Source organism: Pseudonocardia halophobica (assembly GCF_050948485.1).
Taxonomy (GTDB): domain Bacteria; phylum Actinomycetota; class Actinomycetes; order Mycobacteriales; family Pseudonocardiaceae; genus Pseudonocardia; species Pseudonocardia halophobica.
In genome coordinates this window covers 626,364-645,824 of sequence record NZ_CP192046.1, presented here as the reverse complement: position 1 = coordinate 645,824, position 19,461 = coordinate 626,364, and the positions used below count along the sequence as shown (strand labels likewise).

General features: G+C 73.4%; 20 protein-coding genes. 12 read left to right on the top strand and 8 right to left on the bottom strand.

Annotated features, from left to right (window positions below):
- Nucleotides 1-2: 2 nt before the first annotated feature.
- Genes ACQP04_RS03140 through ACQP04_RS03120 form a run of 5 tightly spaced genes read left to right on the top strand, consistent with a single transcriptional unit; the run spans nt 3 to nt 5,194 of the window.
- Nucleotides 3-431 carry an STAS domain-containing protein gene (locus ACQP04_RS03140; RefSeq protein ID WP_433505576.1) on the top strand — a complete coding sequence of 143 codons (429 nt, stop codon included), beginning with the start codon at nt 3-5 and terminating at the stop codon, nt 429-431.
- Complete coding sequence (locus tag ACQP04_RS03135) at nt 428-838, top strand: ATP-binding protein (RefSeq protein WP_037053623.1); 411 nt, start codon at nt 428-430, stop codon at nt 836-838. Before ACQP04_RS03140 ends, ACQP04_RS03135 begins: the two co-directional genes overlap by 4 nt.
- Nucleotides 826-1,863: an ATP-binding protein gene (locus ACQP04_RS03130; protein ID WP_433505575.1), complete on the top strand. Its 1,038-nt coding sequence runs from the start codon at nt 826-828 to the stop codon at nt 1,861-1,863. The genes ACQP04_RS03135 and ACQP04_RS03130 overlap by 13 nt, the downstream gene beginning before the upstream one ends.
- On the top strand, nt 1,860-3,617 hold the full coding sequence (locus ACQP04_RS03125; protein WP_433505574.1) for an ATP-binding protein: 1,758 nt from the start codon (nt 1,860-1,862) through the stop codon (nt 3,615-3,617). Before ACQP04_RS03130 ends, ACQP04_RS03125 begins: the two co-directional genes overlap by 4 nt.
- Nucleotides 3,614-5,194: a SpoIIE family protein phosphatase gene (locus ACQP04_RS03120; protein WP_433505573.1), complete on the top strand. Its 1,581-nt coding sequence runs from the start codon at nt 3,614-3,616 to the stop codon at nt 5,192-5,194. The genes ACQP04_RS03125 and ACQP04_RS03120 overlap by 4 nt, the downstream gene beginning before the upstream one ends.
- Here the strand turns inward: ACQP04_RS03120 and ACQP04_RS03115 are convergent.
- Both ACQP04_RS03115 and ACQP04_RS03110 read right to left on the bottom strand, forming a co-directional pair.
- The gene (locus ACQP04_RS03115) at nt 5,191-5,655 is read right to left on the bottom strand and encodes an ATP-binding protein (protein WP_433505572.1); all 465 of its coding nucleotides are present in this window, start codon (nt 5,653-5,655) and stop codon (nt 5,191-5,193) included. The genes ACQP04_RS03120 and ACQP04_RS03115 overlap by 4 nt on opposite strands.
- Nucleotides 5,655-6,059 (bottom strand): STAS domain-containing protein, encoded by a 405-nt coding sequence (locus ACQP04_RS03110; RefSeq protein ID WP_433505571.1) that lies wholly within the window; start codon nt 6,057-6,059, stop codon nt 5,655-5,657. The genes ACQP04_RS03115 and ACQP04_RS03110 overlap by 1 nt, the downstream gene beginning before the upstream one ends.
- A 477-nt stretch (nt 6,060-6,536) precedes the next feature.
- Here ACQP04_RS03110 and ACQP04_RS03105 point away from each other — a divergent pair, with 477 nt between their 5' ends.
- From ACQP04_RS03105 to ACQP04_RS03095, 3 genes are all read left to right on the top strand, one after another.
- Nucleotides 6,537-7,115 (top strand): TetR/AcrR family transcriptional regulator, encoded by a 579-nt coding sequence (locus ACQP04_RS03105; protein WP_433505570.1) that lies wholly within the window; start codon nt 6,537-6,539, stop codon nt 7,113-7,115.
- A 188-nt stretch (nt 7,116-7,303) separates the two neighbouring features.
- Nucleotides 7,304-7,933, top strand: a complete 630-nt coding sequence (locus tag ACQP04_RS03100; protein ID WP_433505569.1) for a globin domain-containing protein — start codon at nt 7,304-7,306, stop codon at nt 7,931-7,933.
- A 160-nt stretch (nt 7,934-8,093) separates the two neighbouring features.
- Nucleotides 8,094-9,179: a nitrilase-related carbon-nitrogen hydrolase gene (locus ACQP04_RS03095; RefSeq protein WP_433505568.1), complete on the top strand. Its 1,086-nt coding sequence runs from the start codon at nt 8,094-8,096 to the stop codon at nt 9,177-9,179.
- A gap of 15 nt (nt 9,180-9,194) precedes the next feature.
- Here ACQP04_RS03095 and ACQP04_RS03090 read toward each other — a convergent pair whose 3' ends face one another.
- Complete coding sequence (locus tag ACQP04_RS03090; protein WP_433505567.1) at nt 9,195-10,070, bottom strand: TIGR03621 family F420-dependent LLM class oxidoreductase; 876 nt, start codon at nt 10,068-10,070, stop codon at nt 9,195-9,197.
- A gap of 60 nt (nt 10,071-10,130) precedes the next feature.
- Nucleotides 10,131-10,748, bottom strand: a complete 618-nt coding sequence (locus ACQP04_RS03085) for a GyrI-like domain-containing protein (protein ID WP_433505566.1) — start codon at nt 10,746-10,748, stop codon at nt 10,131-10,133.
- A 126-nt stretch (nt 10,749-10,874) separates the two neighbouring features.
- Between ACQP04_RS03085 and ACQP04_RS03080 the strand changes: the two genes are divergently transcribed.
- The 3 genes from ACQP04_RS03080 (at nt 10,875) to ACQP04_RS03070 (ending at nt 14,291) form a co-directional block, all read left to right on the top strand.
- The gene (locus tag ACQP04_RS03080; RefSeq protein WP_433505565.1) at nt 10,875-11,942 is read left to right on the top strand and encodes a DUF2332 domain-containing protein; all 1,068 of its coding nucleotides are present in this window, start codon (nt 10,875-10,877) and stop codon (nt 11,940-11,942) included.
- A 112-nt stretch (nt 11,943-12,054) separates the two neighbouring features.
- Nucleotides 12,055-13,128: a zinc-binding dehydrogenase gene (locus ACQP04_RS03075; RefSeq protein WP_433505564.1), complete on the top strand. Its 1,074-nt coding sequence runs from the start codon at nt 12,055-12,057 to the stop codon at nt 13,126-13,128.
- Between the two features lie 38 nt (nt 13,129-13,166).
- Nucleotides 13,167-14,291, top strand: coding sequence for a mandelate racemase/muconate lactonizing enzyme family protein (locus ACQP04_RS03070; protein WP_433505563.1), 1,125 nt, complete (start codon nt 13,167-13,169; stop codon nt 14,289-14,291).
- Between the two features lie 24 nt (nt 14,292-14,315).
- Here ACQP04_RS03070 and ACQP04_RS03065 read toward each other — a convergent pair whose 3' ends face one another.
- The 4 genes from ACQP04_RS03065 to ACQP04_RS03050 all read right to left on the bottom strand — a co-directional run bounded on the left by ACQP04_RS03065 (nt 14,316) and on the right by ACQP04_RS03050 (nt 18,452).
- A complete protein-coding gene (locus ACQP04_RS03065) occupies nt 14,316-14,699 on the bottom strand; it encodes a VOC family protein (RefSeq protein WP_433505562.1) in 384 nt (127 codons plus the stop codon).
- A gap of 46 nt (nt 14,700-14,745) precedes the next feature.
- Nucleotides 14,746-15,504, bottom strand: coding sequence for an alpha/beta hydrolase (locus tag ACQP04_RS03060; RefSeq protein ID WP_433505561.1), 759 nt, complete (start codon nt 15,502-15,504; stop codon nt 14,746-14,748).
- A 332-nt stretch (nt 15,505-15,836) separates the two neighbouring features.
- Nucleotides 15,837-17,489 carry a cation:proton antiporter gene (locus ACQP04_RS03055; protein WP_433505560.1) on the bottom strand — a complete coding sequence of 551 codons (1,653 nt, stop codon included), beginning with the start codon at nt 17,487-17,489 and terminating at the stop codon, nt 15,837-15,839.
- 465 nt (nt 17,490-17,954) lie between these two features.
- Nucleotides 17,955-18,452, bottom strand: a complete 498-nt coding sequence (locus ACQP04_RS03050) for a hypothetical protein (RefSeq protein WP_433505559.1) — start codon at nt 18,450-18,452, stop codon at nt 17,955-17,957.
- A gap of 251 nt (nt 18,453-18,703) precedes the next feature.
- On the opposite strand from ACQP04_RS03050, the gene ACQP04_RS03045 reads away from it, so the two are divergent.
- Nucleotides 18,704-19,045, top strand: coding sequence for a hypothetical protein (locus ACQP04_RS03045; protein WP_433505558.1), 342 nt, complete (start codon nt 18,704-18,706; stop codon nt 19,043-19,045).
- The last annotated feature ends 416 nt before the right edge of the window (nt 19,046-19,461 follow it).

The window sequence follows — 19,461 nt, the reverse complement described above, 5'->3', positions numbered from 1 at the left end:
GGGTGCCGGTCCTGTCCCTGGGCGACGCGCTGCTCGTCTCCATCCAGGTCGACCTCCAGGACAACACCGTCCTCGCGCTGCAGGAGGACCTGGCCGAGCGGATCGTCTCCACGGGCGCGCGGGGTGTGCTCATCGACATCTCCGCGGTCGACATCGTCGACTCCTTCATCGGCCGCATGTTCGCCTCGATCGCGGCGCTGTCCCGGCTGCTCGACGCCGAGACCGTCGTCGTCGGGATGCGTCCGGCGGTGGCGATCACGCTCGTCGAGCTGGGGCTCTCGCTGGAGGGCGTGCGCACGGCGCTCGACGTCGAGCGCGGGATGAGGATCCTGCGCGCGCTCTCCGACCGCCGCGAGGTGCGGCAGGCCGACGAGGCGGACGCGGACCTCGTCCCCGTCGTGGAGGGCGGCGGCCCGGCCGCCCGGGCGTGACCACCTCGACCGGGGTCGAGGAGCTGCCGATCCGGACCGGCGACGACGTCGTCCGGGTCCGGCAGCTGGTCCGGGCGCGTGCCCAGGAGGTCCGGCTCTCGTTGGTGGACCAGACGAAGCTCGTCACGGCGGCCAGCGAGCTGGCCCGCAACACGCTCGTGCACGGCGGCTCGGGCACGGCCACGGTCGAGACCCTGAGCCGGGACGGGCGGTCCGGCATCCGGGCCGTCTTCGCCGACGAGGGTCCGGGCATCCCGGACGTCGACCAGGCCCTGACCCCGGGGTGGACCAGCGGTTCCGGGCTCGGTCTCGGGCTCAGTGGCGCGCGCAAGCTCGTCGACGAGTTCGCGATCGACACCGCCGTCGGCCGCGGCACGACGGTCACCGTGGTCAAGTGGACCCGGTGATCGCGCCCCGGGTCGAGGACGTCGCCTGGATCCCGCTCGACGACCCGAGCGCCGCCGGCAGGGCCCGCAGGGCCGCCGAGAAGCTGGCCGAGCAGCTCGGCTTCCCCGCGTCCCGGGTCGCCGAGGTCGGGCTGGTCGTCACCGAGATCGGCACGAACGTCGTCCGGCACGGGGGCGGCGGCGCGCTGCTGCTGCGCGCGGCGCACCTGGACAGGACCGGCGGCATCGAGGTCGTCGCGGTCGACGCGGGGCCGGGGATGACCGACGTGCCGGCGTCGAGCCGCGACGGGCACTCGACCAGAGGAACCCTCGGCGTCGGGCTCGGGACGATCGGCCGGCTCGCCGACGACCTCGACATCGGCTCGCGCCCTGGGAAGGGCACCGTGCTCGTGGCCCGGTTCCGGCCCGAGCGCGACGCCGGGCCGCCCGGGCCCGACGCGGCGGGCATCACCCGCCCCCTGTCCGGCGAGCAGCTCTGCGGCGACGCCTACGCGCTGCGGGAAGAGGGCTCCCGGCTCTGGCTCATGCTGTGCGACGGCGCCGGCCACGGCCCGCTCGCGGCCGCCGCCGCGCGGGAGGCGGTGCGCTCCTTCGCCGAGTCCGACCGCCCGCCGTCGAGCCCGGTCGACGCGCTCCGGGCGATCCACGGGGCCATGTCCGGCACCCGCGGCGGCGCGGTCGCGGTGGCCGAGCTGGATGCCGACGCCGGGCTCGTGCGGTTCGCGGGGGTCGGCAACGTGGCCGCCGCGGTCGTCAGCGGCACGACCAAGCGCAGCATGATCTCGGTCGGAGGGATCGCCGGCTACCGGGTGCCCAGGCTGCGGGCCTACGACTACCCCCTGCCGCCCGAGGCCGTCGTCGTCCTGCACTCGGACGGGGTCCGGCCCCGCTGGCAGGCCGAGGACCTGGTCCTGCTGCCCCGCCGGTCCCCGGTGGTCGTCGCCGCCGCACTGCTGCGGGACGAGGGCGTGCGCCAGGACGACGCCTCGGTCGTGGTCGGCCGCGCACCGCGGGCGGACCGATGACGGCCGCGCGGGGCGAGGTGTTCCGCCTGCGGATGCGCGGCGAGCAGGACGTGTTCGTCGCCCGCCAGCGCGGCCGGGAGGTCGCGGCGCTGGCCGGGCTCGAGCACCAGGACCAGATCCGGGTCGCGACCGCGCTCAGCGAGCTGAGCCGCGAGCTCACCACGTTGCCCGGCGAGGTCACGATCACGATCTCGCTCGGCGCCGAGCCCACGCCCGCGCTGGTGCTCACCGCGGAGTGGGCCGGCCCCGGCGGACGTCCCGAGGACCTGGAGGGCGTTCGGGCCGCCGCCCGGCTGACGGACGCCTGCGAGGTCAGCCACGAGGGCACGGGCGGCTCGGTCCGGCTCACCAAGCGGCTGCCACCGGGCAGCGCGGTCGACCACGACCAGGCCGAACGGATCCGCGCCGCCGTCCGCGAGTCGCGGCCGACCGACGCGCTCGGCACGCTGCGCAGCCAGAACCAGGACCTGCTCGAGGCGCTGGAGATCCTGCAGGCCCGGCAGGAGGACCTGCTGCGCGTCAACGCGGAGCTCGAGGAGACCAACCGCGGCGTGCTGGCCCTCCACGCGGAGCTCTCCGAGGAGCTCGAGGAGACCAACCGCGGCGTCGTCGCCCTCTACGCCGAGCTCGACGACGCGTCCACCCGGCTTCGCGAGGCCAGCGAGGCGAAGACCCGCTTCTGGGCGAACGTGAGCCACGAGCTGCGCACCCCGCTCAACTCGGTGCTGGGCATCTCGCGGCTGCTGCTCGACCCGGACGGCGGCCGCCTGGACCCGGAGCAGCGCCACCAGGTGGAGCTGATCCGCGACGCGGGCGCGATGCTGTTGTCCCTGGTCAACGAGCTGCTCGACGTGGCGAAGGCCGAGTCGGGGCAGATCGGGGCGACGATCGTGCCGACCGACCTCGGCGCGGTGTTCGACGAGCTGCGCGCCACCCTGCGGCCGGTCGCCGACGCCGGGGTCGAGCTCGTCGTGGAGCGGCCGGAGATCGACGTCGTGTGGACCGACCCGGTCCTGCTCGGCAGGATCCTGCGCAACCTGGTGAGCAACGGCCTGAAGTTCACCGAGCGCGGCGAGGTGCGGGTCCGGGCGGGCCTGGACCCGGAGGACGGGGAGGTGGAGGTCCGGGTGAGCGACACCGGGATCGGCATCCCCGCCGAGCACCAGCAGCGGGTGTTCGAGGAGTTCTACCAGGTCCGGGGGCACCTGCAGGCCGCCAGCGGCGGCACCGGCCTCGGGCTGCCGTACTCGCGGCGGCTGGCCGCGATCCTCGGCGGCTCGCTGGAGATGGAGAGCGAGCCGGGCCGCGGGACCGAGCTGAGGCTGCGCCTGCCCGGGCGTCCGGCGGGCGAGGCGGCGGCGGACGTCGTGCCGCTCGGCCGCGTGCTCGTCGTCGACGACGACCCGGCGGTGCGGGCGCTGCTGCGGCGGATCGTCGAGGGGCTCGAGGGCGAGGTCACCGAGGCCGCGTCGGGGCCGGAGGCGCAGCAGGCCCTCGGGGCCGCGGTCCCGGACCTCGTGCTGCTGGACCTGGACATCCCCGCGCCGACCGGCTCCGAGGTCCTCGCCGGGATGCGCGCGGACCCCGCCCTCGCCGCCGTCCCGGTCGTGGTGGTCACCGCCGCGCAGCTCGGCGACGCGCGGCGGCGGGACCTGGGCCGGACCGCCGCCGTCGTCGACAAGGCGCAGCTGTCCGGGCCGGTGCTGGTGGCGGCGGTCGGCGCCGCCCGTGACCTGGTCGGGAGGGCCCCGTGACCGGCCCGGAGACGAGCACCGAGGTGGTCGACGGGACCACGATCCTCGTGGTCGACGACAACGCCGGGAACCGGTACGTCGCCGCGAGCTGGCTGCGCCGCGCCGGGTACCGCGTGGTGGAGGCCGCGACGGGCACCGAGGCGCTGGACCGGGTGGCGTCCGACCCGATCGACGTCGTGCTGCTCGACGTCGGGCTGCCGGACATGAGCGGGTTCGAGGTGTGCGAGCGGATCAAGGCCGATCCGGTGCTCGCCCGGCCGGTGATCCACCTGTCCGCCACCGCCATCCGCGGCGAGGACCGGGCGCAGGGCCTCACCCGCGGCGCCGACGCCTATCTCGTCGAGCCCGTGGAGCCGGACGAGCTGCGCGCCACGGTGTGGTCGGTGCTGCGCTACCACCGCGCCCGGGAGGCGGCGGAACGGCTCGCGGCGCGGCTGGCCGGGCTCAGCCGCGCGACCATGGCGATGAACGCCGCCGTCGACTTCGACGAGCTGACCACCACGATCGCGTCCGGCGCCGCGGCGCTGGCGCAGGTGCCGGCCGCCGCCCTGGTCGCCGCGTCGGACCGGACGGTGCGCCGTGCCGTCGTCGACCCCGCCGACCCGGAGGACGACCTCCCGCGCTGCGACGCCGTGCCGCCGCGGCTGCTCGACCGGCTCGCCGACACGCTCCCCGACGGGCCGGTCGCCGTGTCCTGGGCCGAGGCGGTGGACCGCGGCGAGGACGACGGACCGGCGTCGGCCCTGCGGTTCGGGTTCCGCTCCGGCCGGGTCGCGATCGTGCTCCGGACGCCCGAGCTGTCCACGGAGCTGCGCGACCTGCTGGCCCAGCTGGGCAACGCGGCGGCGCTCGCCGTCGACTCCCTGCAGCTCTACGTCGAGGAGCACACCCTCGCCCTGACCCTTCAGCGGGCGTTCCTGCCCAGCGCCCCGGCCGCGCCGCCCGGGGTCGAGGTTGCGGTGCGCTACGTGCCGGCGGCGCAGAACACCGAGATCGGCGGGGACTTCTACGAGGTCGTCGAGCTCGGCGAGGGGCGGCTGCTCCTCGCGATCGGGGACGTCTCGGGCCACTCGATCCACGCCGCGACGGTGATGGTCGAGCTCAGGCACGCGCTGCGGGCCTACGCCGTGGAGGGGCACGGCCCGTCGGCGATCCTGAACCGGCTCGAGACCATGCTGCGGCAGTACCACCCGCGCGAGTTCGCGACGGTCTGCGTGATGGTCCTCGACGCCGCGCGAGACGTCGTGACCGTCGCCAACGCCGGGCACCTCGCGCCGCTGCTCGCCTCCCCCGAGGGCACGGTCCCGCTCGCCGCGCACGGCCCGATGCTCGGCCTGCGCCGCGCGCACGGGGAGGACTCGGTGCTCGCCCTGCCCCCGCGCTGGACGCTCGTGCTCTACACGGACGGGCTGGTGGAGAAGCGGGGCGTGGACCTCGACGCGGCGCTGGAGGACCTGCGCGCCGCCGTGTCCGTGGACCCCGCTCCCGAGGAGCTGGGCGACCAGCTGCTCGGTCGGTTCGCCGGGGTCCGCGAGGACGACATCGCCCTGCTGATCCTGCGGGGCGGCGTCGGCTAACGGCGCCACCAGAGCGAGACCGTGGTCCCGCCCGGCCCGCGCTCGATCTCCGCGTGGTCGCTGAGGTTCGTGATCATCGCCAGGCCGCGGCCGCGGTGCCCCGGGTCCGCCGGGATCGGTCGCCAGCGCCCCTCGTCCCGCACCGTGACCAGGACACAGCCCCCGGCGGTGCACACCGCGCCGAGGTCGACCGGTCGCTCGCCGTCCGCGTAGGCGTGCTCCGCCGCGTTGACCATGGCCTCGTAGGAGGCGAGGAGCAGGTCCTCCACGGTCTCCTCGTCGAGCCCGGTCGCCGCGGCCCATGCCCCCAGCTCCCGGCGCGCCGTGGCAAGCCGCGCGGCCTCGCCGGGGAACCGGTGCTCGAGGAGCGGGCCGTCCGCGGCGGGCTCCCGGCCCCACGCCTGCGCGTCCGGCGGATCGCCGACGGGCTGCGGATCGCGCCGGATAGGGACGGTCACCATCAGGCGTCCCCGAGCGCCGCCGCCCGGGAGGGGTACAGCGCGAGGGTGCGGTCCATGCCGGTGATCTGCAGCGGGCGCAGTACCCGCCGCGAGTCGGCGACCACGCGCAGCGCGACGCCGCGCTCCTCCGCGCCGCGCTGGGCGAGGGCGACCGCGGTCAGCCCGACCGAGGTGAAGAAGTCGACGCCGGTCAGGTCCAGGACGAGGACCGCGGGCCGGACCTCGAGCTCCGCCTGCAGGGTCTCGTCCAGCCCCGCGGCGGTGACGAGGTCGATCTCGCCGGCGATGGCGACGACCGTGGTGCGGCCGAGGTGCTCGATGTGGACGGTCAGCGCCTCGTCGTCCGGCCCGGCGCGCAGGAGTGGGTTGATCTCGGCCGTGCCCGAGGTGCGCCGTACCTGCATCGTCCGCCCTTCACCCGCCCCGACGCCGCGGGACGATCAGTCCGGCGGGCCGGGTGCACGGCGCACATGACGTGATCCGGTCCCCTGCCCTGGTCGGAGGCTACGCGTCCGTGCCGCCCGCCTCCAACGGGAACGGACCCACCGCCGGACCTCACATCGAGGCCGCGCCGAACGGAGCAACGGAGTGGTCATCTCGGCCGCCGGGACGGGACCGGTGGCGCACCGCACCCCTCGAACGGTGGCCGACCGGCCCGGCGCCGGTAGTTGAACGGGGTTCAGTACCGGCGCACGCCCAGCCTAGGCCGTGTTCACGAGGTCCTGATCGAGGGGCTTCGTGATCAGATCGTGTCGGGCGAGGCGCCGCCCCGGCCTCGTACCGGGCGTACTTGGCCGCGGGCGGCAACGCCAGGCCCGATCTGGGCGCGAAGACCGCGATCCGGGGCGTTCCGAACGCGGCCTAGTAGCGTGCGCGCCGTCATGACGCGGAGGGTGCGGCTGGACGGCGGGACGCGCCGCGAGCAGCTGCTGGCGGCGGGCATCGCCCTGTTCGGCTCGCGGCCCTACGCCGAGGTCGAGATCGCCGACATCGCCCGCGCCGCCGCCGTCTCGCGCGGCCTGCTCTACCACTACTTCCCGGACAAGCGGAGCTTCTTCGCAGCCGTCGTCGGGCGCCAGGTCGCGGAGCTCGCCCGCGCCACCCGCACCGACCCCGGCGACCCGCCCGGCGTGCGCCTGCGCTCCGGCGTCGACGCCTACTTCGACTTCATCGAGACCCACCCGCAGTGGTACCGCTCGCTGTACCGCAGCACCGCCAACGCCGACGACGTCGTCCGCCGGCTCCTCGACGAGGCCCATTCCAACCAGGCACACGCCATCCTGTCGCTCTTCCCCGACCTCGATCCCACGCCCGTCCAGCGCCTCGCCGTCCGCAGCTGGATCGCCTTCCTCGCCAGCGCCGGGATCGGGTGGCTGGAGGGCGTGCACGCCTCGCGGGACGAGGTGCGGGAGATGTGCTGCGCCACGCTCCTCGCGGCACTGGGCCTCGAGGACACCTGAGGCCGCTCGTGCAGGCCTTTCGGACCAGTGGCGGGTCCACGGCCGGCGTAACCGCGACCGCACACGGCGCAACATGTGCGACACACACAGGGAACCTGCCGGTAACCCGCTTCGATGACCCCGGGTCGGCGCGCTCCCTCCGCCACCGCCTGCCCACCCCGTATCGCCGCCGCCGAAAGGGCATGTCGATGGGTTCCCCGACGGGCTCCGGCCCGACCCGCGCCAGGACGGACACCGGACCCTCCGACGGGCGGCCCACTCCCGAGGTCATGGCGGAGGTGCAGCGGTCCTGTCGGGCCGTGGCGGACCGGCCGGAGCGGCTGGCCGAGGTGTTCTACGCGCACCTGTTCGAGATGGCGCCGTGGGCGCGGTCGATGTTCGGCACGGACATGACCGAGCAGATGCAGAGGATGACCGCGACCCTGCTCGCGGCGGTCCAGCAGCTGACGACGTCGGACACGGCCGACCTCGAGCTGGTGCTGCACCGGATGGGCGCCGATCACTACGTGCGCCACGGGGTCGAGCCGACGCACTACTTGTACATCGCCCACGCGCTGACCAGGGCCGTTCGTGACGTGGTGGGCTGGGAGTACAGCGGCCACCTCAGCTCGTGCTGGGTGTGGCTGAGCGAGTGGGTGTGCCGGCACATGATCTCCGGGGCCCGTGAGGCGATCGCCGAGCAGAACCCCGTCGAGGACGACGCCGGCTGGCGCCTGAGCGAGCGCGCCACCTCCGCCGCGATCCCGTCCCCGCGCGCGGAACCCGTGGCGCACGCCCGGCCGAGGCACGCCAGACGCCTGTTCCGGACCCGGAGCTGAGCCGACGGAGCACGGACCCGCCGGGGACGCCGACGCTGATCGGGGACGGACTCGTCGAGCCGCGTCCGGAATTGCCGATGGCGTCCGCGCCCTCGGTCCGGCATGGTCGTGACGTGGCTCACCGTGCAACGGGACGGGACGCCGGACACGAGGAGGCGCCGTGATCGAGCCCTACCAGGTCGTCGGCCTCGTCCCGACGATGCGGGGCATCCGGTACCGCGACGAGATCAAGCGCAACATCGAGCACCTCGGCCACCTGATGAAGGCGGCGTCGTGGCTGTCGGCGATGGCCCTGCCGGTCCGCCTGATCACCATCCCCGAGGGCGCGCTGCAGGGCTTCAACGACGAGGTGCTCGACCACGACCACGAGTGGTTCGCCGCGGAGTGCGCCATCGACATCCCCGGCCCCGAGACGGACGCGCTCGGCGCGCTGGCCGCCAAGTGGGACGCCTACGTCATGGCCACCGCGAAGGCGCGGCACCCGGAGTTCCCGGGCCGGTTCTTCAACGTCGGGTTCGCGATCTCCCCGCAGGAGGAGATCGTCCTCGTCCACCACAAGGTGGTGCCGCTGCTCCCGGTCGAGCACTCGGTCACGCCGCACAACGTCTGGGACCGCTGGGTCGAGCTCTACGGCGACGGGCTCGACGCCTTCTACCCGGTGGCGGACACCGAGATCGGGCGGCTCGGCGTGATGATGGCCAACGAGGCGTCGTACCCGGAGAACGCCCGCGGCCTGGCCATGAACGGCTGCGAGGTCGCCTACCGCGGCCCGTACCCGCACCCGCACGCCGGCAACGGCTTCTTCGAGATCCAGAACCGGGCCCGGGCGCTGGACAACAACATGTACGTGATCGGGAACCAGGTCGGCACGTACTACCTGGACGCCGACTCCGACATCCCGATCGACACCTTCGGCTCGCCGAGCATGATCTGCGACTACCGCGGGGACGTCGTCGGGCAGGTGGGCTACGCCGGACACTCCACCTGGGTCGCGGGCACGATCGACATCCAGGCGCTGCGCGACTTCCGCTCCCGCGCGCAGTTCGGCAACTGGCTCAAGGACCTCACCACCGAGCAGTACCAGGTCATCTACCGGGAGCCGATCTACCCGAAGAACCTCTACCTGCACCGGAAGCCGTACGCGCACGAGGAGTACCGGCGCGAGGTCACCGAGAAGCAGGTCGAGCTGCTGCACGAGCGGGACGTCTGGCGCCGCCCCGACCCTGGCACCCCGGACGAGGGCTGACGGCGGGATCCCACCTCACCGGAGCTTCTCGATCACCGGGGCGAAGGCCTCCGCCGACGGCTGGAGCACCGTGACGTAACTGGTCCCGAACCGCTCGCGGGCCGCTCGGAGCTGCTCGACGATCTCGTCGACCGTCCCGACGAGGAGCGTGGGCAGCTCCAGCATCTGGTCGACGGTCAGGTAGTCGACGCCGAACCGCGCCCGCAGCTGCTCGATCCCCGCCCGCCGGTCGTCCACGACGGCGACGACCTGGACCAGCAGGTTCCGCTCCGGGTCGCGCTCCCCCGCCGCCTCGGCCGCCAGCGCGATCCGCCCGTCGAGCTCCTCGGCGGTGAGCAGGAGCAGCTCACCGGTGGTGGAGCCGGGCTTGAGCGTCGCGCCCGCGAACGCGACGGTGTCCGCGCGCCGAGCGGCGAGACGCAGCATCCGGTCGCCGTTCCCGCCCAGGAGCAACGGCGGCCGCGGCTGCTGGGCGGGTCTCGGGGTGCCGTCCACGAGGGCCGTGTCGAGTCGCCCGACGAGGTCCTCCAGCGCCGAGACCCGCTCGCCGGGCGAGCCGAAGGGCAGGCCGGCGGCGTCGAACTCGGCGCGGTTGTAGCCCGTCCCCAGCCCGAGCTCGAACCGGCCGCCGGAGAGCTGGTCCAGCGTGGCGACCTCGCGCGCGAGCAGCGTGGGGTTCCAGAACCCGGCGTTGAGCACGAAGGTGCCGAGCCGCACCCGCTCGGTGGCGTCCGCGGCGGCGGCGAGCGCCGGGAAGGGCGCCGGCATGCCGAGATGGTCGGGCACGAGGAGGACGTCGTACCCCTGCTCCTCGACGCGCCGGCACGTCGCCACCCACGTCGCCCGGTCCTCGAACGACGTCAGGTTCACGCCGAATCGGAACGGCCTCATTCCCCACCCCCGGATCCGTGACGGTCTCCGGCCAGCATCGCGCACCCAGAGGCCGCGGGATCAGGCCTCGGCCACCGGCTGCCGGAGGATGGTCCGCAGCCTCGACGGGTCGGCCCGCCTCGGATCACTCAGGTAGATCTCGTGGTGCTTGCCGACCATGGTGAGGCCGTGCTCCGGGATGAACTCGTGGTGCATGTGCCGCAGCAGCTCGGCCTCGTCGTCGTAGGCGCCGACGTGGAGCGCCTGGACGCAGCGACCTTCCGCCAGGGTCGCCATGCGGACGTCGGCCAACCGGGAGGGCGGCGTCTTCGAGGCGACCTTCTCGACGGCCGCGTCGAACATCTCGCCCGTGGTCCAGCCGGGCACCATGATCATCATGGTCCAGTCCCACCGGGACTTGTCCCGCACTGTGGTGAAGGCGTCCATGTCCTCGGCCCACCAGAGACCTTCCAGCGGCATCACGACGTAGTCGCGGCCGAGCTCGGTCCTGCTGGCGAACTTGAGCGCGTAGGCGAGGGGGTACAGCGCCGAGACCGCGGCCTCGTACACCGGCGTGTTCGGGTCGCCGTGGCCGTCGATCATCAGGTACCGGAGGTCCGGCACGTCCAGGACCTCCGGCGAGTCGCGGCGGGCCCGGTAGCACGGCAGCTCCCGCTTCAGGTCCACCTTGGTGGCCACAGTGCCCCTCCCGATCGGTCACGAGTGTCTGCGGACGCCGGGAGCGTGCCGCACGACCACCCGTCCGTCACGCGCGCCCTAGGATCGCCGGGGTGCCAGGGGCCGACCGCAGGAAGCGCCGCACCCATGGTTAGAGCTCGCTCCCTCGCCGAGGTGTACCGCCGCTTCGGCGAGGTCGAGGCCGCCGGGACGTCGCCGCTGTACGAACGCGTGGCCGTCGCCCTGAGCGAGTCCGAGGAGGCGCTGCGCGCCGTCGAGGCGGCACCGGCGCGCTCGCGGCGCCCCACAGTGATCCTCGCCGCGCTGCACGACCTCGCCCTCGCGGGCCGCGCCCCGGCGCTCGCCGCGGCCTACGCCGCTGCGGACGGCGACGCCGCCGCCCGCGCGGCGATCGACACGCTGCTGCGGATGACCGACTCCGTGGTGGCCGTCGCCGTGCGCCGGCCGCCGCGTCCGGACGAGACCGGACGCTGCGCGGTGCTGTACCCGGCCATCGCCGAAGCGGCACGGCGGGTGGGCGCGGAGGCCGTCGGGCTGATCGACGTCGGCTGCTCCGCCGGACTCAACCTGGGTGTCGATCGCGTCGGCATCACGTACGGCAACGGGCAGTCGTTGGGCGACCCGTCGTCCCCCGTGCAGATGTCGTGCTCGATCGTGGGAGCCCGGCCCGTCCCGACGCGGGCGATGCCGCAGGTCGTCTCCCGGATCGGCATCGACCTCGATCCGGTCGACGTGACCGACGCGGACGACGCCCGGTGGCTGCGCGCCTGCCTGCCGCCGGATCAGCCGGAGCGGCTCGCGAGGCTCGACGCGGAGATCGCGTTGGGGGCGGCGGCCCCGCCGGTGCTGCTGAGGGGCGACGTCGTCGAGATGCTGCCGGACGCCTTCGCCCGCGTGCCCGCGGACGCCCTGCCCGTCGTCACCACGACGTGGGCGCTGTCGCGTCTCCCGCTCGAGAACCGGTTGCGGTTCCTGCACCGCCTCGACGACGCGGCGGCCGGCCGCCCGGTGGCGTGGGTGTCGGCGGAGGGGGTCGGCGTCGCGCCCGCCATCCCGACACTCGGGGACCGCCGCGCCTCCGGCCACAGCATCATCGGCCTGACGGTGTTCGACGGGGCGGCCCTGCACGCCGAGGCCATCGGCCGCTGCTGGTCGCAGGGCCGCATGCTGGCGTGGCTGACAGAAGAGCCGTAGGGGACGTGCAGGGCCCGTCAGGTACACACTTCCCCGAGAGCGCCCATCCGAGCCGCAGGACGTTCCCCGACCTGACCGCAGCCCGTTGCCACACGATCGACGTGGAGGTCCCATGGCGCACACACCGGCGGTTCCCGTGGACATGACGGCCGCGGTGCTCACGGGCTTCGGCGGCCCCGAGGCGCTCCGGCTGCAGCGGGTCCCCGTCCCGGTTCCCGGCCCGGGCGAGGTCCTGATCAGGGTCGCCGCCGCCGCGATCAACAACACCGACGTCTGGACCCGCCAGGGCGCCTACGGCCTCCCGGGCCGCCCGGACGCGCTCGCCGGATGGCGGGGGCCCATCGCGTTCCCCCGCATCCAGGGCGGCGACATCGCCGGCACCGTCGTCCGGGTCGGCGACGACGTCGTCGGTGAGTGGGTCGGTCGCCGGGTGCTGGTCGATCCCGCGATCTACGACCGCCCCTCGGACGACGCGAACCCGGTCGGCCTGCTGGGCAGCGAGGCCGACGGTGGCTTCGCCGAGTACGTGACCGCACGCGCCGACCAGATCCACGACGCGAGCAGCTCGCCGCTGACCGACGAACAACTCGCCTGTCTGCCCATCGCCTACGGCACGGCGATGGGCATGCTGGAACGTGGCCGACTCCGGGAAGGGGAGACCACGCTGGTCACCGGTGCCTCCGGCGGGGTCGGCCTGGCCGCCGTGCAGCTCGCGGCCGCGCGCGGTGCCCGGGTCGTCGCGCTCACCACCCCCGACAAGAGCGACGCGATCCTCGACGCCGGCGCCGCCGCCGTCGTGCACCGTGACGGCGACCCTGCCACCACCGCCGCAGCGATCGCCGAGGTCGCTCCGGACGGGCTCGACGCGGTGATCGACGTCGTCGGCGGCCCGCTGCTCCCGGCCGTGCTCGGACGCGTCCGCGACGGCGGCCGGTGGGTCATCGCCGGCGCCGTCGGCGGCGCCCGGATCGAGCTCGACCTGCGCCGCCTGTACCTGCACAACATCAGCCTCGTCGGCTCGTCGATGCACACCCCGGCCCATTTCCGCCGCCTCGTCGACGACGCGGTGACCGGGGCGATCCACCCCCGTGTCGCGCACCTGTTCCCGCTCGGGGCGATCCATGCCGCGCAGGAGGCGTTCGGCCGGTCCGACTACGTCGGCAAGATCGTCCTGACCCCGCCCTGAGGAGCGTGTCGTTGCGGCCCCGGACCCGAGGAACGACGATGAAGATCGCGCGGATCGACCTGTTCAGCGTGGACCTGCCGTACGTCGCGGGCGTCTACACGCTGTCGGGAGGTCGGACCTACGAGTCCTTCGACGCCACCTTCACGCGGATCACCGCCGACGACGGCACCGTCGGCTGGGGCGAGAGCACGCCGTTCGGGTCGACCTACATCGCCGCCCATGCCCGCGGAGTGCGCGCCGGCATCGCCGAGCTCGCTCCCGCGCTGCTCGGCCGCGACCCCCGCCAGGTCGAGCGGATCGCCGACGCGATGGACGCCACGCTGGTCGGCCACAACCACGCGAAGACGCCCCTCGACGTCGCCTGCTGGGACCTGTTCGGCAAGTCCGTGGGCCTGCCCGTCTGCGAGTTCCTCGGCGGCTCGACGAACGTGCCCCTGCCCATGATCTCCTCCATCTACGCCCGGGATCCCGAGCAGATGCGCGCCCACGTCGCCGAGCACCGCGAACGCGGCCACCGGGCCCACTCGATCAAGATCGGGGCACTCGACGCCGAGGGCGGCCCCACGCTCGACGCCGAGCGGATCACGGCCTGCCTGGCCGACCGCCGCCCCGGCGAGTACTTCCTCGTCGACGCCAACGGCGGGCTCTCCCCCGAGACGGCCCTGCGGATGCTCCGCCTGTTGCCCGACGGTCTGGACTTCGTCCTCGAAGCACCCTGCCCGACCTGGCGCGAGACCCTCTCCCTGCGTCGTCGGTGCCCCCACCCCATCGTGCTCGACGAGCTCGCCCAGCTCGACGCCGACATCGCGACGGTCGTGGCCGAGGACGCCGCCGACGGGATCGGACTCAAGATCTCCAAGGCCGGCGGACTGACCTCCGGACGCCGCCACCGCGACATGTGCCGGGCCGCCGGGCTGACGATGGCCGTGCAGGAGACCACCGGGTCCGCCGTCGCCTTCGCCGCGATCGTGCACCTGGCCGCGACCATCCCTCCCCGCCTGCTCCGGGGCGTGCTCAACACCCAGGACATGGTGACGCTGCGAACCGCACGCTTCGATGCCCCCGTCCTCGACGGCGGGGTCCTCCCACCCACAGCGCCCGGCCTCGGCGTCGACGTCGACGAGGACGTCCTCGGTGCCCCGGTCATGACCTGGGGCGGCTGAGCCGGACCGGGGTGTGGAGCGCGGTCAGCGGTCCTGGTGGACGCTGAGCTCGACGAGGTTCCTGTCCGGGTCGCGGATGTAGACGCTGCGGATGGGGCCCGTCGCGCCGGTGCGGTCGACCGGGCCCTCCTCGATCGGCACGCCGGCGGCCTCGAGGTCGGCGACGGCGTCGTCGAGGCTGCCGTCGAGGATGAGGCAGACGTCCGCGCTGCCCGGCGTGGGCTTGTCCGCGTACGGCGTGAACGAGTGCCCGGCCTCGTGCAGGTTGATCTTCGAGCGGCCGAAGGCGAGCGCCTTCCGTCCCTTGAAGGTGACCTCCTCCATGCCCAGGACCCGCGTGTAGAAGTCGATCGTCGCGTCCAGGTCGGCGACGGTGAGGACGAAGTGGTCGAGCCGGTCGATCTTCATGACGGGATCCCTTCGGTCGCCTGCAGCCTTTCGTGAGCCGCGGCCTTCATGGTTGGTCGAGCGACAACGGCGCGACAAGCCGCGAGTGGACCACGGGCCAGGCCGACGACAGCGGATCGATCAACGCGAAATGCCCCGTTCCGGGGACGACGACGACCTCGGTTCCCGGGTGAGCGTCCGCGTAGCGACGGGCCTGCGCCGGCGGCACGATTCCGTCCCGCTCGCCGTGCACGATCGTCACCGCAGACCCGACCGGGCCCAGCCGGACCGGGTCGAGGTCAGGACGGGGCTCCGGACCGGCGACGCCCAGGAACGCCCCGACCGCACCGTCACCCAATCCAGCCCGCTGAGCGGCAACCAGGTCGGACACCGGCGCGAGCGCGACCGTGGCGACCAGCCCGGGAGGCGGCGCCGACGCCGCGGCCCACAGGGCGAGGTGCCCGCCGGCGGAATGCCCCGCAACGACGACCGGGCTGCCGACCTCCGCCGCGAGCGCCAATGCCGCTCGAACGTCGGTCGTCGAGGCGTCCGGGTCGCCCGGCACCCGGCGGTACTCCACGGACACCACCGTCCGGCCCTCCTCGCGCAGCGCCGACGCGAGCGGCCGCAGGTGCGTCCGGTCGTAGGCAGGCCGCCAGAAGCCGCCGTGGATCACGCAGATCAGGCCCGCCCCCGTAGCGCCGCGGTAGATCTCGACCAGTTGGTCGCGATCGTCGCCGTACCTCCGCACCTCGTCCGGCCCGGGCGCGGCCCGCGTCAGTACTGAGCGGTCCTCCCCGCCCACGGCGGCCTCATCATCCGTCACGAGCTGCTCCGTCGGGTCGCTTCGCCGGGTCAGGATCCCGGCACACTCCCTGGAGTATGTGACACACGTCGAAGTAGGCGTCGTGCTCCGGGTCGGCGAGGGCGGCATGTTCGCCGAGCCGAACCCTGCGCCAGGCATCGGCCGACGTCGCATGAAGGCCTGGAAGTAGGTGAGCCACGAATCGACCGAGGTAGTCCCACGAACAGCTGGGCCGATTGCGTTCGTGATCGTGGCGAACGCTCCTGTTCCGCCGAAGAAGCTGAGGGTCGCGAGGAGCAGGGTTCCAGCCGACACCACCCGCTGCGCACTCTTCCCCAGCCGACGAGTTAGAGTCAGATCGGCCGCGCGACCTGGAGCTCAGCTGCTAACCAAGCCCGCATGCTCGCGCCGTCTGGGGTTGCGTCGAGCCTCAGTCGGCCGGGTTGGCCCTGGAGAACCGGACCTCCTCGATGTCGAGCCGGGCCTGGACCTGGCGCAGCACGATGTCGTCGATCCGCTGCTCGTCGCGCAGCTCGAGGAGCGCCTCGCGCCGACGGGCGATGAGCGCGAGCCAGAGACTGGCGTACTGGTCGTCGTGCCGGATCATCGGATCTCCCTCGGCGCCGTCGGCCGCGAGCACTTTCCGCCGTTTCTCGATCTCGGCGCGCACCCGCTCGACCACGCGCTCGTCGATGCCCAGCTCGGCCGCGGTGGCGTCGATCGAGCCGATCGCCGCGTCGGTGGTGAAGACCTCGGCGAAGCGCCGCTCCTCCTCGACGGAGGTGTCGACCGGAAGCCGGGCGAACCGCACCACACGCGGCAGCAGCAGCGCCTGCAGCAGCGTCAGCACGATCACCCCGCACGTGATCACCACGATCAGGTCGCGGTCGGGGAAGCGCTCCGGAGCCCAGCGTGTGCGGCACGGCCAGCACCGCGGCGAGCGAGACCGCGCCGCGGAACCCGGCCACGCCGCTGACCGAACGCTGCCGGGCACCGAGCCGGCGCAGCCGCTGCGCCGGCCGCCGGTCGAGCGCGCGGATGATGTACGGCGTGGTGTAGAGCCACGCCCAGCGCACCCCGATCACCACCGCGGTGACCAACAGGACGTCGACCAGCGCGCGGACCAGCGAGACGCTGGACAGCTCACGGATCGCGCTCTGGGCCTGCAGACCGACGAGCACGAACAGCACGCTGCTGAGCACCGTCGTCGAGACCGTCCAGAACGGGACCGAGGTCTGCCGGGTGACCGCGCCGGTGATGCGCGGGGTCACCTGGCTCATGAACAGCCCGCACACGACGACCGCCAGCACCCCGGACGCATGGATCAACTCGGCCAGCAGGAACGCCGCGAACGGCGTCACCAGCATCGCGATGCTCTCCAGCATCGGGTCGTCCATCCGGCGGCGCAGCTGCCAGCTGACCAGACCCGTCAGCGCGCCGGTGAGCACACCGCCGCCGTACGCCAGGACCAGCAGACCGCTCACGTGCAGCGGCGTCAGGTGCTCCTCGCCGACGGTGACCCCGACCGCGAGGCCGTAGATCACCAGCGCGGTGCCGTCGTTGACCAGGCTCTCCGCGCGCAGCACGGTCACGGTCCGGCGCGGCAGCCTCCGGGCCAGGACACCGACCGCGGTCGCGTCGGTCGGGGCGAGCGCGGCACCGAGCACCCAGGCCGGCCCCCACTGCAGGCCGATCGCGTGCGCCACGGCCGCCACCGCCGCGGCGGTGGCGAGAACCAACACAGTGCTGGCGAGGACCACGACGCGGAGGTTGTTGCGGATCTCCCGCAGCGAGGTCGTCAGGCTCTCCCAGTACAGCAGCACCGGCAGGAACAGCAGCAGCACGACCTCCGGCGGCAGCTGGGCCTGGCGCAGATGCGGCACGAAACCGATGAGTACACCCACGAGCACCAGCAGGATCGCCGGCGCGATCGGGTAGCGGCGCGCCAGCGCACCGCACACGACCAGGGCGACGCCCAGGACGACCGCCATCTCCAGTCCCAGCACGCACCCATCCTGACGGGCTTCTGCGTCGAGCCAGGACGGCCGACAGCAGCAGATGAACGCCCAGCTCCGAGGATGTGGACACGGTGATCCGCCCGGGCAAACCCAGCGTCCCTCACGACGCGGAACTGCGCTGGCCCGGCTGGGCGCCGCGGGCAGCTCGGCCGACGCCCCGGCGGTCAGTAGTCGTCCACGTCACCGCAGGTCCGCGCCTCGACTATGGCCGCAACCGGGTCTGCGCTCACCCCCGAACAACCGCCAGCCCCGACCCGTTGCGGGCCAGGGCTGGCCTCTGGGCGATCCCGAGGCTGCGTAGTCGAGCGCGTGCAGCACGGTGCCGTCCTGGCCGTCCTGGAGCGTGACGACCTCGAACCCGACCGTGGTGAGCGACTCGAGTGCGACACGTGCATCCCGGTAGCTCAGGCAGGCGAACAGAGCCGCATCACCCCCAGGAGTCCCGGCCACCGCTCAGCCCTCCGCCGGTTGACGCCGACCAGGACCGGCCCACCGCAGATGCAGACCGCGCCGTCGGATCCCGAGGGCAGCGACGATCACGACAACCAGCCCGACGGCGGCACCGAGTGCGAGCACCGGTTCCCCGGCCCCGCGGGCACCGAGCACCGCCCCGGCGAGGGCCCACACGACCGCGCCGAGGTAGGGCAGCAGCACACCGGTCCAGCGCAGCAGCGCCACCGCGGTCGCGGTCGCGGTGAACCCCGCGAACACCACGGTCAGCGGCCGCGCGATCCGCTCCCGAAGGTCCGGGTCCGGCCCGCCCGGCACCGCCGCCCACATTGCCCAGAGCAGTGACAGGACCTCGATCACCAGCCAGATCGAGAACGCATGCCCGGCCGGCACGATCGCAGGCTCACCGGCCCGGTCCGCCGTCGTGAACGCTCCCCCGCCCAGCGCCGCGATCACCGGGGGCGCCGCGAGCTGCACCAGGGCGAGCACCACCAGTCCCACCGTCCAGCCGCTCCACCGAGCGAAGCGTGCGGGCCGCGCTATCGCTCCGCGCACATCCCTGAGCAGACGAGCCACAACGATCACCCTCCCGATAAAATCTCGACCGTCAAGAGACTCGGGGGTGCGTCGGGGAGCTGCAACTCGATCACGGCGCCAAGACCGCGCTGAACGGTCTCCGGGCCCGGCGCCGAGGTAGCCGGGTACCTGCTCGACGATGCCGCCGACCCGAGGAGATCGTCCCGGCCGAGGTAATGGCGGAGTTCGACGAGGGCTGGCAGAATTTCCGGCTCGCCGCTGCCCAACAGCCAGGAGGCGGCATGATCTATCTACTGCTGTTTCTCATCCTCGTCGGATGCACGCCGCTGCTCTGCCTTCTCACGCCCGTCGCTGCCGGCGTCTTCCTCGCCCTGCGCGTCCTCGTCTTTGCTGTAGTGGTCCTGGTGCACCTTGTGGTTGCGGGCATCAGCGCCCTGTTGCGGTGGTCGGGCGACGAATGGAGCAACGGGACACCGCCCGGCAAGGACGAAGCTGGCGTCTGGGCCGATGCAGAGCAGCCGACCCGACCTGTGCCGACCGCCTGGCGACGTTACTGAGCAGCACGTCGCCTCACGACGTGCAGAGGTCGGCGACCGACTCCCCGCCGGCGTGCATTCCGCAGCTGTCTGGCCTGGTCCGCTCGGCGCTCTGGACCGCGCCCGCGGGGGACTCGAGGAGACCTCGAGAATGCTCGGCTCGGACCGCTGCCGGGTCGGTCCCGCCAGGCCACCACGACCGTTCCGACGAGAGGCCCCGGCCCGGTGCCACGTCCGGGTATATGCCTACGCCGACGTCGAGCGGTCGACGTACGGGTTCCAGCGCCCGAGCTGTGATGCGAGAAGCCTTGGCGTCCGGATGCCGGACCGAGGGGGTCGGCACGCTCCACCCGACGGTCGGGGCCTCGGTCGGCTTCGCTCCATCCACCGAGCGGACCCTGGTCAAGCGACGGAAGTAGCCGAATTTCTCCTGCACA

What these genes read in the sequence shown, in the direction of transcription:
- ACQP04_RS03125 (WP_433505574.1), top strand. Translation starts at nt 1,860, where the DNA reads ATGACGGCCGCGCGGGGCGAGGTGTTCCGCCTGCGGATGCGCGGCGAG.
- ACQP04_RS03115 (WP_433505572.1), bottom strand. Translation starts at nt 5,655, where the DNA reads ATGGTGACCGTCCCTATCCGGCGCGATCCGCAGCCCGTCGGCGATCCG.
- ACQP04_RS03110 (WP_433505571.1), bottom strand. Translation starts at nt 6,059, where the DNA reads ATGCAGGTACGGCGCACCTCGGGCACGGCCGAGATCAACCCACTCCTG.
- ACQP04_RS03105 (WP_433505570.1), top strand. Translation starts at nt 6,537, where the DNA reads ATGACGCGGAGGGTGCGGCTGGACGGCGGGACGCGCCGCGAGCAGCTG.
- ACQP04_RS03100 (WP_433505569.1), top strand. Translation starts at nt 7,304, where the DNA reads ATGGGTTCCCCGACGGGCTCCGGCCCGACCCGCGCCAGGACGGACACC.
- ACQP04_RS03090 (WP_433505567.1), bottom strand. Translation starts at nt 10,070, where the DNA reads ATGAGGCCGTTCCGATTCGGCGTGAACCTGACGTCGTTCGAGGACCGG.
- ACQP04_RS03080 (WP_433505565.1), top strand. Translation starts at nt 10,875, where the DNA reads ATGGTTAGAGCTCGCTCCCTCGCCGAGGTGTACCGCCGCTTCGGCGAG.
- ACQP04_RS03075 (WP_433505564.1), top strand. Translation starts at nt 12,055, where the DNA reads ATGGCGCACACACCGGCGGTTCCCGTGGACATGACGGCCGCGGTGCTC.
- ACQP04_RS03070 (WP_433505563.1), top strand. Translation starts at nt 13,167, where the DNA reads ATGAAGATCGCGCGGATCGACCTGTTCAGCGTGGACCTGCCGTACGTC.
- ACQP04_RS03065 (WP_433505562.1), bottom strand. Translation starts at nt 14,699, where the DNA reads ATGAAGATCGACCGGCTCGACCACTTCGTCCTCACCGTCGCCGACCTG.
- ACQP04_RS03045 (WP_433505558.1), top strand. Translation starts at nt 18,704, where the DNA reads ATGGCGGAGTTCGACGAGGGCTGGCAGAATTTCCGGCTCGCCGCTGCC.